This window comes from Actinomadura sp., assembly GCF_044508335.1.
GTDB lineage: Bacteria > Actinomycetota > Actinomycetes > Streptosporangiales > Streptosporangiaceae > Spirillospora.
The window spans coordinates 16,315-28,228 of the sequence record NZ_JBIQHY010000095.1 but is presented as its reverse complement, the minus strand read 5'-3'; the positions used below and the strand labels follow the sequence as shown (position 1 = coordinate 28,228).

9 protein-coding genes are annotated in these 11,914 nt (G+C 74.1%); 4 read left to right on the top strand and 5 right to left on the bottom strand.

Annotation, left to right across the window (positions count from 1 at the left end; all coding sequences use genetic code 11):
* Nucleotides 1-43: 43 nt before the first annotated feature.
* The 3 genes from ACIWVC_RS25955 to ACIWVC_RS25945 all read right to left on the bottom strand — a co-directional run bounded on the left by ACIWVC_RS25955 (nucleotide 44) and on the right by ACIWVC_RS25945 (nucleotide 3,370).
* A complete protein-coding gene (locus tag ACIWVC_RS25955; RefSeq protein ID WP_396450525.1) occupies nucleotides 44-928 on the bottom strand; it encodes an SMP-30/gluconolactonase/LRE family protein in 885 nt (294 codons plus the stop codon).
* Between the two features lie 25 nt (nucleotides 929-953).
* Nucleotides 954-2,579 carry a long-chain fatty acid--CoA ligase gene (locus ACIWVC_RS25950; RefSeq protein WP_396450523.1) on the bottom strand — a complete coding sequence of 542 codons (1,626 nt, stop codon included), beginning with the start codon at nucleotides 2,577-2,579 and terminating at the stop codon, nucleotides 954-956.
* Nucleotides 2,580-2,695: 116 nt separating this feature from the next.
* On the bottom strand, nucleotides 2,696-3,370 hold the full coding sequence (locus ACIWVC_RS25945; protein ID WP_396450521.1) for a TetR/AcrR family transcriptional regulator: 675 nt from the start codon (nucleotides 3,368-3,370) through the stop codon (nucleotides 2,696-2,698).
* A 156-nt stretch (nucleotides 3,371-3,526) separates the two neighbouring features.
* Between ACIWVC_RS25945 and ACIWVC_RS25940 the strand changes: the two genes are divergently transcribed.
* On the top strand, nucleotides 3,527-5,395 hold the full coding sequence (locus tag ACIWVC_RS25940; protein WP_396454681.1) for a helix-turn-helix domain-containing protein: 1,869 nt from the start codon (nucleotides 3,527-3,529) through the stop codon (nucleotides 5,393-5,395).
* 19 nt (nucleotides 5,396-5,414) lie between these two features.
* Here the strand turns inward: ACIWVC_RS25940 and ACIWVC_RS25935 are convergent, their stop codons facing one another.
* Nucleotides 5,415-6,467 carry an alpha/beta fold hydrolase gene (locus ACIWVC_RS25935; protein ID WP_396454680.1) on the bottom strand — a complete coding sequence of 351 codons (1,053 nt, stop codon included), beginning with the start codon at nucleotides 6,465-6,467 and terminating at the stop codon, nucleotides 5,415-5,417.
* Between the two features lie 319 nt (nucleotides 6,468-6,786).
* Here ACIWVC_RS25935 and ACIWVC_RS25930 point away from each other — a divergent pair, with 319 nt between their 5' ends.
* Genes ACIWVC_RS25930 through ACIWVC_RS25920 form a run of 3 tightly spaced genes read left to right on the top strand, consistent with a single transcriptional unit; the run spans nucleotide 6,787 to nucleotide 10,540 of the window.
* Nucleotides 6,787-7,308, top strand: coding sequence for a (2Fe-2S)-binding protein (locus ACIWVC_RS25930; protein WP_396454679.1), 522 nt, complete (start codon nucleotides 6,787-6,789; stop codon nucleotides 7,306-7,308).
* Nucleotides 7,305-8,297 (top strand): FAD binding domain-containing protein, encoded by a 993-nt coding sequence (locus ACIWVC_RS25925; RefSeq protein ID WP_396450513.1) that lies wholly within the window; start codon nucleotides 7,305-7,307, stop codon nucleotides 8,295-8,297. Before ACIWVC_RS25930 ends, ACIWVC_RS25925 begins: the two co-directional genes overlap by 4 nt.
* Nucleotides 8,294-10,540: a xanthine dehydrogenase family protein molybdopterin-binding subunit gene (locus ACIWVC_RS25920; RefSeq protein WP_396450511.1), complete on the top strand. Its 2,247-nt coding sequence runs from the start codon at nucleotides 8,294-8,296 to the stop codon at nucleotides 10,538-10,540. The genes ACIWVC_RS25925 and ACIWVC_RS25920 overlap by 4 nt, the downstream gene beginning before the upstream one ends.
* A gap of 154 nt (nucleotides 10,541-10,694) precedes the next feature.
* Here the strand turns inward: ACIWVC_RS25920 and ACIWVC_RS25915 are convergent, their stop codons facing one another.
* Complete coding sequence (locus ACIWVC_RS25915) at nucleotides 10,695-11,741, bottom strand: glycoside hydrolase family 6 protein (protein WP_396454682.1); 1,047 nt, start codon at nucleotides 11,739-11,741, stop codon at nucleotides 10,695-10,697.
* Between the last annotated feature and the right edge of the window lie 173 nt (nucleotides 11,742-11,914).

Sequence of the window (11,914 nt, the reverse complement as noted above, 5' to 3'; positions counted from 1 at the left end):
CCGCTGATCAGTCCGCCGATCGGGCCGCCGATCAGACCCCCGATCAGGCCGCAGGCACGGAGACCCGGACGGAGAGCAGCTCGGCCTCCCGCGCGGACTTCCGGGCCTTCTCGTCGAAGTCGGGCGCGGCGCACGCGAAGAGCGTCCGGCCGTCGGAGCCGCCGAGCCCGCACGCGTAGACGTTGGTGCCGAAGCCGACCTCGTCGGTGATCTCGCCGCCCTCGACGACCCGGATCAGCCGGGCGCCGAGGGCGTCGGCGATCCAGAGGCCGCCCTCGGCGTCCAGGCAGGCGCCGTCCGGGGCCGTCGCGACCCCGGCCAGGATGTCGCCGACGGACCGCTCGGCCGGCAGCGGGCCGAACTCGGCCCACACCCGCCGGTTCACGAGCCGGCCGTCGGCGGTCACGTCGAAGGCCGTCACCCGGTCGCCGAACGTCTCGTTCACCAGCAGGACGCCGTCCCCGGTGATCACGCTGCCGTTGGGGAACCACAGGTCGTCCGCCACTTCCGTCACCGTGCCGTCCGGGTCGACCCGGTGCAGGGCGGTGGTCTCCAGCGGCGCTCCGCCCATGAGGTCGAAGCCGAAGTTGCCCACGTACGCCCGGCCCTCGGTGTCGACGACCATGTCGTTGAGGTGGCCCGTCGCGTGCTCGCCCAGGTCGGCGTGGACGACCAGTGAGCCGTCCGCCTCCCGCCGCAGGATCCGGCGGTCGCGCATGGAGACGACGAGCAGGCGCCCGTCCGGCAGCCACCCCAGCCCGGACGGCTGCTCGGGGACGACGGCCTCGACCTGCAGATCGGCGCCGTCCTCGCGCGCCGAGACGACCTGGTGCGTGTAGAAGTCGGAGACCCAGATGCGCCCGTCCCGCCAGCGCGGGGCCTCCAGGAAGCGGAAGCCGCTGATCACCGTGTGCGCCGTACCGGTCATGCTGCCCTCCCGTGAGGTTGAATGCTCAACCGTATTCCGTCCCCGCGAGCCGCCGCCATCGCTCCCGCAGGGCCACCTTGGAGAATTTGCCCGTGCCCGTCTTGGGAATCTCGGGCAGGACCCACAACCGCTCGGGGATCCACCAGGAGGCGACGCGCCCGGTCAGGTGGGCGCGGAGGCCCTCCTCGTCCAGCTCGCCGCCCGGGGCGAGGACGACGCAGGCCAGCGGCCGCTCGCCCCACCGCTCGTCCGGTATGCCGATGACGGCGGCCTCCACCACGTCCGGATGCGCCATGATCTCGTTCTCCAGGGCGCCGGAGGAGATCCACTCGCCGCCGGACTTCACGAGGTCCTTGGTGCGGTCGACGATGTCGATGTAGCCGTACCTGTCGATGGTGGCGACGTCGCCGGTGCGCAGCCAGCCGTCCTCGGTGAAGCTCGGCTCGCCCGGGTCGGCGCCGAAGTAGCCGGACGCGATCGTGGGCCCGGCCACCTGCAGCTCGCCCGGTGTCGCGCCGTCGTGCTCCACGGCGCCGCCGTCGTCGCCGGCCAGGCGCACCTCGGTCAGCGGGAGCGAGGGGCCGGGGCGGGCGAGCACCGCGCGCCGGACGTCGGGGCCGAGCCCGTCGTGCACGGTCGCGAGCCGCGAGACGGCCACCACCGGGCTGGTCTCGGTCATGCCCCACGAGCTGGTGAGCGGGACGCCGGCCGCCTCGTGCCACGCCCGCGCGAGCGCGTCCGGCACCGGGCTGCCCCCCGACACGACCAGACGCAGGGACGAGACGTCGATCCCGTCGAGCAGGGGGAGCAGCGAGCGCCAGATCGCCGGGACCCCCGCCGTGACCGTCACGCGGTGCCGGGACATCTGGCGGGCCAGCGCCGCCGAGTTCATCGCCGGGCCGGGCAGCACGAGGTCGGCGCCGGCGAGCATCGCGGCGTACGGCAGCCCCCACGCGTTGACGTGGAACATCGGCACGATCGGCATCACGACGTCGCGCTCGCTGATCGCGAAGTTGTCCGCGCCGAGGAGCATGAGCGCGTGCAGGACGATCGACCGGTGGCTGTACAGCACCCCCTTGGGGCGCCCGGTCGTGCCCGACGTGTAGCAGAGGCTCGCCGCGTCCCTCTCGTCCACCGCGGCAGGCGGCGCGGCATCGGGGGCCTGGGCGAGCAGCGCCTCGTAGTCGACGACGCGGGGGTCCTCGGGCGGTTCGTCCGTGCCGCCGTCGTCCATGAGCACGACGTGGCGGACGGTCGGGGCCTTTTCCAGGAGGGGCCACACCGTCCCGATGAGGGAGCGGTCGACGAACAGGACGTCGTCCTCGGCGTCGTTGAGGATGTAGGCCAGCTCGGCCGCGAACAGCCGGTGGTTGAGGGTGTGCAGCACGCGGCCGCCGCTCGGGACGCCGAGGTACAGCTCGACGTGGCGCTGGGAGTTCCAGCCGAACGTCCCGACGCGGGCGTGGCGCGGGACGTCCAGCAGGTCGAGCGCGGCGGCGAGCCGGCGCGCGCGGGCGGCGACCCGGTGCCAGGTGGCGGCGACCTCGCCGTCCGCCGTCGCCGTCACGACCCGTTTGTGGGCGAACAGCCGCTCGACGCGGCGGACGAGCATCGAGACGTCGAGGGGCCGGTCCTGCATCAGGCCGTGCATGGAACCTCCAGCACCATCGGGCTACGGCGGCCGACCGGATCATCCTAGCCGCTTACTAAGCGCATAGTCAGCAGTGCGGAAAGCCCGCCCGGCCGCGGTTTCCGGCGGGTCGGACGCTAGGCGCCGGGCCCGTCCCGGGCGACCAGCTTCAGCGCGAGGTCGGCGTAGAACTCGCCGAGCTGCTCCGGCGAATCGGGGCCGTCGAGCCGGTACCAGCGCACGAGGTCGATGCTCAGCGACAGCATCGCGCGCGTGACCCGCTTGACGTCGACCTTGGCGAACGAGCCGTCGGCGACCCCGCGGGCGACCGCGTCGCGGTAGAACGCGTTGGTCCGGTGCCGGATCTCCACGATCTCGTCGTAGTGCTCGGCCGTGAGGCCGCTCAGCTCCATCTGGCAGACGCGCGCGACCACGTGGTGGCGGGCGTGCCACGACGTGTACGCCGAGACGATGGCGCGCAGCCGGTCCGCCGAGCTCTCCAGGGCCAGGATGGCCGGGTCCTGGACGTGCGCCAGCACCCGCTCGTGGCCGACCCGGATGATCTCGAACAGGACCAGTTCCTTCGACGGGAAGTGGACGTAGAGGGCCGCCGGGCTCAGGCCGACCCCCTCGGCGATGTCGCGGGTGGTCGTGGCGTGGAAGCCGTTCGCGGCGAAGCAGCGCACCGCCGACGTCAGCAGCCCGCGCTGCACCGTGCCGAGTTCCGCTCGCCAGAGGTCGGGGGAGTGGTCCTGCAGCCGGGGGTCGTCCGCCAGGTCCTGCGCGGTGAACCGCGCCTGCCGTCTGGGCATCCGCGACTCTCGCCTCCTTCGCGTACCGGGGCATGCTACCGGCGCACGCCCCGGCGGGCCTCTGCGCGGCGAGCCCTCGGTTCGGGCGAGCCTTGACACGAGCGTCCGCAGCGGTGACTATGCGCTTACTTACTATAGGGAAGGGTCGACGTCGGTGTGAACGGGCACAGCTATCTCCGGCTTCTCGTCGACGGGGCACCGCTGCCGCACTACGACGACGTCCTGCGCGCCACGGCGGCGGACGCCGCGTCGCCCGCCGAGCTGGAGGAGCTGCAGGCCGAGCACACGCTCGCGCTCCGGCTGCGCGACATGCTGGAGAAGCAGCGCGTCCGCGGGGAGCAGCAGCGCGCGCTGGTCGAGTGCGCGAAGGAGCTGGCGGAGGACCGCAGCGATCCGGACGCCATCCTCCACCTGATCGTGAGCCAGGCGCAGCGGCTGCTCGGCTGCGACATGGCCTACCTGAGCCTGAACGACGACGAGGACCGCTCGACCCGCATGCGCGTGATGGTCGGCGCGACGTCCTCCGCCTGGAAGGACGTGCGGATCCCGTTCGGCGTCGGCATCGGGGGCCGGGTCGCCGCCACGGGCACGCCGTTCTCCACGCCCGACTACTTCAGCGACGAGCGGCTCGCCCACGACCCGGCCGTGGACGCGTCGGTGCGGGCGGAGCGGCAGGTGTCGATCGTCGGCGTGCCGCTGCGCAACGGAACCGTCATCGGGGTGCTCTTCGCCTCCAACCGCACGCCCGGCCCGTTCTCCCACGACGCCATCGCGCTGCTCGGCTCCTTCGCCGCGCTCGCCGCGTCCGCGATCGACCAGGCGCGGCAGCGGCACGAGCAGGACCAGGCGATCGCGGCGCTGCGGCAGGCGAACGAGGCGCTGCGGCGGCACACCGTCGAGGAGGAGCGGGCGGTCGCGGCGCACGACCAGAGCATGGACATCGTGCTGCGCGGCGGCGGGGTGCAGGAGGTCGTGACCGCGACGGGCGACCAGCTCGGCGGCGTGCTCGCCATCTTCGACGAGCTGCAGACCCCCGTCGCCTGGACGCCGGGCGCGTCCGGGGAGGTGCTGAAGAGCATGGCCGCCGCGGCGGACGGGCAGGCCGGCGAGCTGTACTGGGCCACCGACCTCGTCGCCGGCAGCGAGAACCTCGGCACCCTGGTGTGGGCGCCGCCGGAGACGTCCGCCGAGGTCGGCGACCTGGACCGGCGCCTGCTCGAACGGGCGGCCGTCGTCGCCTCGCTGCTCCAGCTGTTCGGCCGCAACCTCGCCGCCGCGGAGGCCAGGGTGCGCGGCGAGCTGCTGGACGACCTCCTCACCCCCGACGCCCGCACGTACTCCTCGCTGGCCGAGCGCGCGCTGCGGATCGGCTACCAGCCGCAGAAGCGGCACGCCGTCGTGGTCGCGCACATCCGGGCGGAGAAGCGGCGGGGCCTCGCCTCCGTGGCGTCCGACCTCGCGGCCGCCCGCGACGGCCTGAGCACCGTGCGGGAGGGCCGGGCGGTCCTGGTGATCCCGTCCGACGACCCGTCGCTGACGGGCCGCCAGGTGGCGCGGTCGATGACGATGCGGCTGCGGTCGCCGGTCACCGTCGGCGCGGCGGGACCGGTGGACGACCCGGCCGACCTGCCCGCCGCCTACGCCGAGGCGCTGGCCTGCGCGCAGGCGCTGCTCCGCCTCGAACGCGAGGGGGCCGCCGCCACGACCGACGACCTCGGGTACGCGGGGCTGCTCCTCGGGGACGGGGCGTCCGCGACCCGGTTCGTGGTGCGGACGCTCGGCCCGGTCATCCGGCACGACGAGCAGCGGTCGACCATGCTGATGGAGACGCTCGAAACCTACTTCGCCACCGGGCAGAGCCTCGTCGCCAGCGCGAAGCGGCTGCACATCCACCCGAACACCGTCACGCAGCGCCTCGACCGCGTGAAACGCCTCCTCGGCGTCGACTGGAACAGCCCGGACCACACCCTCGAAGTGCAGCTCGCCCTGCGCCTCCACCGGCTCACCCGCGACCTCGCCCGCTGACGCGGCGCCCGGCCCCGCCTCAGTTGTTGTGCCGGGCCCACCAGGCGGCGATCTGGGCGCGGGAGTGGACGTCGAGCCGGTGCCGGATCCGTTCGACGTGGCCCTCGGCGGAACGCTCCCGGATCCCTAACCGCAGGGCGATCTGGCGGTTGCTCATCCCGTCCGCGACCAGGGCCGCGACCTCCCGCTGGCGCGGGGTGAGCACGGGCCGCGGGCCGCGGCGCTCCGGACGGCCCGCGCCCAGGTGCCCCAGGACCGCGCGGACGACCGCGGCGGAGTCGCCGGCCCACGGGAAGTGGCTGCGGCCCGAGAGCGTCACCAGCCGCGCGTCGGGGATCCGCGCGGCGAGGTCGCGCCCGAGCCGGTACGGGATCGCGCGGTCGCCGCGGCGGTGCAGCACCAGCGTCGGCGTGGCGACGCGGTTCAGCCGGTCCTCCACGCTCGCCTCGAAGCACTGCTCCAGCTGCTCGCAGGCGAGTTCCGCGGTGACGGCGTCGCGCTGGAACGAGGCGAACCGCGCCTTCTCATCCCCGGTGGCGTCGGCCATGAAGACGTCGGCCAGGACACCCGAGCCCGCCCCCCAGTGCTTGCGCACCGTGTCCAGCATGGTCGCCCGGACCTCCGCGGACGCGACCTTGCCGCCGTCGGCGTAACCGCCGTAGGCGACCAGCCGCGCGACCCGCTTCGGATGCCGGACGGCGAAGGCCAGCGACACCGCCGCGGCCGTCGAGACCCCCAGCAGGTCGACGCGCTCCTGCTCCAGGTGATCGACGACGGCCTCCAGCACGCGGACCTCGGCGTCCAGCGTCCCGCGGCCCTGCCACGGGCCGGACAGCCCGCACCCGGGCTTGTCGTACAGCAGTACCGTCCGGTGTTCGGCCAGGGCGAGGACGAACGCGCGCACGGCCGGGTCCCGCCACATGAGCTCCAGGTGGCTGATCCAGGCGGGAGGCACGACCAGGAAAGGCCCATGTCCGACCGTGGCATAGGCGATCCGCACTCCGTCCTCGGCGGTGCAGAAGCGGATCTCGAACTGCGGCTCGTGGCCGCCGCCGTCCAGAACCCGGGTCATCCGTCCAGCGTCCTCACGCGAAGTGTGCGGGGGGCAGGGGCCGGCGGTGGCCCCCTTGGCGGTGCGTCCTCTCCAAGGGTAAGGAGCACTCGGTCCGCAGGGCAGGAGCCGGCGCCCTCGGCGTGGCCCTGCCGGGGCGGCCGGTGTCGGCCACGTCCTATACGGTCCGCCCGTTGGACGGATGTTCGCCGGTCCGTGACCCCGTCTCGGGTGGTCGGATCGATGCCCTGGCACGCTCGGCGGGATGTGAGACCGGGCGCGTTGTGGGCACTCCCTCCGCTACGGAGAGTGATCTGTATCTGATCTTGGAGGAGTGCCCATGGGGATGGACGTCGAGGCGCGGCCCGAGGTGCGCGGTCCCCGGGCCCGCGCTGTCGTGCTCACCGTCAACGGCCGGGAGCGGCGCCTGCGGATCGAGCCCCGGGTGAGCCTGCTGGACGCGTTGCGCGAGCATCTCGGGCTGACCGGTTCGAAGAAGGGGTGCGACCAGGGCACGTGCGGCGCCTGCACGGTGCGGGTGGACGGCCGCCGTGTGCTGGCCTGCCTGACGCTCGCTATCGCCTGCGAAGGACACGAGGTCACCACCATCGAGGGCCTGTCGGACGGCGACCGACTGCATCCCGTGCAGGAGGCGTTCATCGCCCGCGACGCGTTCCAGTGCGGCTACTGCACGCCGGGGCAGATCATGTCCGCGGTGGCGCTGCTGGACGAGGGCCACGCCGGCGACGATGCCGAGATCGCCGAATGGATGAGCGGCAACATCTGCCGGTGCGCGGCGTACCCGAACATCCGCGCCGCGATCCGCGACGTCCGCGACGCGAAGGGCGGTGCGGGGCGGTGAGGCCGTTCGACTACGTGCGGGCGGCGGACGTCGGCACCGCCATCGCGGCGGTCCGGGAGCGTCCCGGCGGCGCGTTCCTCGCCGGCGGCACGACCGAGGTGGACCTGGTGCGCCAGAACGTCCTGCGGCCGGACCTGCTGGTGGACATCAACGACCTGCCGCTGGACCGCGTCGAGGACCTGCCGGACGGCGGCCTGCGCATCGGCGCGCTGGCGCGCATGAGCGACGTGGCGCGGGCGCCGGGGGTGGCGGAGAGGTTCCCGATGGTGGCGCAGTCGCTTCTGCTGGGCGCCTCGCCGCAGCTGCGGAACATGGCCTCGATGGGCGGCAACCTGTGCCAGCGGGTGCGGTGCTCCTACTTCCGCGACGCCGTCTCTCCGTGCAACAAGCGGGAGCCCGGCAGCGGGTGCGCCGCCATCCCCGGCTTCCACCGCGGGCACGCGGTGCTCGGCACCAGCGACAAGTGCATCGCCGCGCACCCGTCCGACGCGGCGGTCGCGCTGGCCGCCCTGGACGCGGTGGTCCGCACGCGCGGTCCGGACGGCGAGCGCGGCATCCCGATCGACGACTTCTTCCTGCTCCCGGGCGACACCCCGCAGCACGAGCGCGCCCTGCGGCACGGCGAGCTGATCACTGCGATCGAGGTGCCCGCGGTCCCGGTCGCGCGGCGGTCGGTGTACCTGAAGGTCCGCGACCGCGCGTCCTACGAGTTCGCGCTCGTCTCGGTCGCGGCGGCGCTGGACGTCCGGGACGGCGCCGTCGCCGAGGTGCGGCTGGCGCTCGGCGGCGTCGCGACCAAGCCGTGGCGGGCGCGGGCCGCCGAGCGGAGCCTGCTCGGCGGGCCGGCCACGGCGGACGCCTTCGGCGAGGCGGCCGCGCACGAACTGGCGGCGGCGGAGCCGAGGCCGCTGAACTCCTTCAAGGTCGAGCTGGCGCGCCGGACCGCCGTCCGGGCGCTGGCCATGCTCACGGAGGGGGCGGAGCGATGAGGGCGTCCATCGGACGGGAGGTCCCGCGGGTCGACGGCCGGGAGAAGGTCACCGGCGCGGCCCGCTACTCGGGGGAGATCGAGCTGCCCGGCCTGGTGCACGCGCGGATCGTCGGCGCGCGGGTGGCCGCCGGGCGGGTCGCGTCGATCCGCACGGCGGCGGCGGAGGAGGCGGACGGGGTCGTCGCGGTGCTGACCCGGCACGACCTGCCGCGGGTCGCCCGCGTCCCGCTGATCCCCTCCCTGCTGGGCGCGCCCGCGCCCGGCGAGACGTTCTTCCCGATGCAGGACGACGAGGTGCACTACGCGGGCCAGCCGGTCGCGATCGTCGTCGCCGAGACGCTGGAGCAGGCCGGCCACGCCGCCGCCCTCGTCGAGGCCGAGTACGACGAGGCGCCGTCCGTCACCGTCATCGAGCAGGGCCGCGCCGGCGCCCGCGAACCGGAGAAGATCTTCGGCGGCTTCATGCCCGCCCGGCTGGCCCGCGGCAGCGCCGAGGACGGGCTCGCGGCGGCCGACGTGCGGGTCGACGCCGCGTTCCGGTTCGCCGCCAACCACCACAACGCGCTGGAGCCGCTCACGACCACCGCCGTGTGGGACGGCGACCGGCTGACGCTGTACGACTCGTGCCAGGGCATCAAGGCCGTGCAGCTGACGGTGGCCGCCCTGCTCGGCATGTCGCAGTCGAAGATCCGGGTGCTGACCCGGTTCGTGGGCGGCGCGTTCGGCTCCAAGGCGATGGTGTGGCCGCACGTGACGCTCGCCGCGCTGGCCGCCCGGCACGTCCGGCGCCCGGTCCGGCTCACCGCGACGCGCGAGCAGATGTTCACCTCCTGCGGGCACCGGGAGGAGCAGGAGCAGCGCGTCACGCTCGGGGCGCGGCGCGACGGCGCGCTGACCGCGATCCGGCACCACAAGATCTCCGTCACCTCGCCGTTCGACGACTGGGCCGAGCCCGCGTTCGGCGCGGCGTCCCAGATGTACGGCGCCCCGGCCTTCGAGGGCGTGCACCGCCTGGTGCGCGGCAACACGATGACGCCCACGTTCACGCGCGGGCCGGGGGAGTCCGCCGGGGTGTTCAGCCTCGAATGCGCCATGGACGAGCTCGCGTGCGGACTCGGCGTCGACCCGGTCGAGCTGCGGATGCGCAACCTCACCGACGTCGACCCGAACACCGGCCACCCGTGGTCGAGCGGCGGGTTCGCGGAATGCCTGCGGCAGGGCGCGGAGCGGTTCGGCTGGGACGGGCGCGACCCGCGCCCCGGCGTCCGGCGCGAGGGGAACTGGCTGATCGGGACCGGCATGGCCGCCGCGGCGTACCCGGTGGCGTTCTTCATGCGCACCCAGCGCGCCCGCGCCCGCCTGTACCCCGACTGCACCGCCGTCGTGTCCACCGCCGCCCAGGAGTTCGGCACCGGCATGACCACCGTCCTGACGCAGGTCGCCGCCGACGGCCTCGGCCTCGACCTGGGGGACGTCCGCCTGGACTACGGCGACACCGACATGCCGACCGCCGGCTCGCCCGTGGGGTCCAACGGGGCGATGATGGTCGGCGCCGCCGTGCACGACGCCGCGGTCGCCGTCCGCGACCAGATGATCGCCACCGCCGTGGACGACCCCGAGTCGCCCCTGTACGGCGCCGACCCGGCCGAGATCACCGTTACCGGCGGCCGGATGACCGCCGGCGACGCCGGCGAGACCTACGGCGACCTCATGCGGCGGCGCCTCATGAACGACACCGAAGCGGTCGGCAGCTGGGACCCCCCGCCGCATGACACCCCGCACGGGCTGCTGACGTTCGGGGCGCAGTTCGCCGAGGTCGCGGTCGACGCGGACCTCGGCCTCGTCCGGGTGCGCCGCATGACCGGCGCGTTCGCGCCCGGCCGCGTCCTCAACCCCATGACGGCCCGCAGCCAGCTGATGGGCGGCATGCTCTGGGGGATGAGCCAGGCCCTGCTCGAAGGCACCCGCATGGACACCGGCCTCGGCCGGTGGGCCAACGCGAGCCTCGGCGACTACCTGGTGCCGGTCAACGCCGACGCACCCGACGTCGACGTCGTCCTGATCGAGGTGGACGACCCGGTCACCGGCCCGCTGGGCGTCAAGGGCGTCGGCGAGATCGGCCAGGTCGGCTCGGGCGCCGCGGTGGCCAACGCCGTCCACCACGCCACCGGCCACCGCGTCCGCGACCTGCCGATCACCGCCGAACAGCTGCTGGCCCACCTCCCGGACCACCCCGCGTGACCGGCGCTCCATGCGGACAGGCGCGGTGTTCGCCCTTCCCGCGCCGAGTCAGAAGCGCGGCCCCCGGGCTCTGACCTGGCTGGAGATCAGAGCCCGGGGGCCGCGGTTCCGATGGGGGACGCGGGCCGCCGCGTCCGTTACGGGTTCGGGTCGGTCAGCGGAGCGGGGGGACGGCTCGCTGGGCGAGGCCCAGGGCGTACTCGGGCCACCAGGCGCCGGCGGCCGGATCGACGATCCCGTACTCGGGGTCCTCGGGGCCGGCGGTGCCGCGGGTGCACTGGCCGTCGGACTCGCCGGGGCGCTTGATCCAGAGGAAGGCGTCGACCACGGGGTTGCCCGTGTGCGTCGACGGCCGCGCGCCGAGGCCCCGGCCCGGCGGGTTGCACCAGACCTGGGCGTCGCTGTACTTGTCCGCCGGCGGCGCCCACGGTCCCTGGCCGTTGCGGCTCGTGTCCAGGACGAAGTGGGGGAGCTTGCGCGGGTCGTCCCGGACGGTGGCCAGGTCGGCGTCGGAGCATTCGTCCGCGCCGGTCTTCTGGCGGAAGCGCAGGCACTCGGACAGCCGGGTGCCGTACGCGACCAGCTCGTCGGTGCTGCGGTAGTTGGAGACGTTCAGCGCGAAGCCGTCGGCCTTGGCGATGCCGCCCTTGAGCAGGCGGCTGGCCATGCCGAGCTGGGCGCTCGGTTCGCCATAGCCGGCGTCGTAGTCGTTGAGGGGCTGCCAGTCCGAGTGCCCGGAGTCCACGTAGACGCCGGTGCGCGGCAGGCGCTGCAGGGCGCCGATCGCGTAGTTGATCTCGCGGAAGCGCTCATCGACCTTGGTGAGGTCCTCCGGCGTTCCGGTGGTGCCTCCGCCGCCCTCGTTGCACCACGGCTCGCTGGACAGCAGCGCCAGCCCGTCCGGCTCGACGATGACCACGGCCTCGCCGCCGCCGATCCCCCTGGCGAAGGCGTCGATCCATGCGCGGTACGCGGCCTCGCTGGGAGCACCGCCCGCCGAGTACTGCGAGCAGTCCCGCCCCGGTACGTAGTACGCCACCAGCACGGGGACGGCATGCTGCTTGGCGGCCTCGACCATCGTCTGCCGCACCGCCTTGTGCACTTCGGCGGGTGTGCCGCTGGTGAACCAGACGGCCTGCGACACCTTGGACAGGGCCCGCATCTGCGCCGCGTCGTCCTCGCGGCCCTCGGCCGCCCAGATGTCGGCCTGCTTCCCGGCGTTGTTCGACGGCTCGACGTAGAACTTCGTCTTCCCGTGGAGCGGATTGCCGTGGCTGTGGCCTGGGCCGGGGCCGTGTCCGGGGCCGTGTCCGGGGCCTTGTCCGGGGCCGGGACCGTGCCCTAATGCCTGCGCCGGCGCCGCGAGGACCGCGA

What these genes read in the sequence shown, in the direction of transcription:
- ACIWVC_RS25935 (WP_396454680.1), bottom strand. Translation starts at nt 6,467, where the DNA reads ATGACCCGGGTTCTGGACGGCGGCGGCCACGAGCCGCAGTTCGAGATC.
- ACIWVC_RS25955 (WP_396450525.1), bottom strand. Translation starts at nt 928, where the DNA reads ATGACCGGTACGGCGCACACGGTGATCAGCGGCTTCCGCTTCCTGGAG.
- ACIWVC_RS25930 (WP_396454679.1), top strand. Translation starts at nt 6,787, where the DNA reads ATGGGGATGGACGTCGAGGCGCGGCCCGAGGTGCGCGGTCCCCGGGCC.
- ACIWVC_RS25920 (WP_396450511.1), top strand. Translation starts at nt 8,294, where the DNA reads ATGAGGGCGTCCATCGGACGGGAGGTCCCGCGGGTCGACGGCCGGGAG.
- ACIWVC_RS25950 (WP_396450523.1), bottom strand. Translation starts at nt 2,579, where the DNA reads ATGCACGGCCTGATGCAGGACCGGCCCCTCGACGTCTCGATGCTCGTC.
- ACIWVC_RS25945 (WP_396450521.1), bottom strand. Translation starts at nt 3,370, where the DNA reads ATGCCCAGACGGCAGGCGCGGTTCACCGCGCAGGACCTGGCGGACGAC.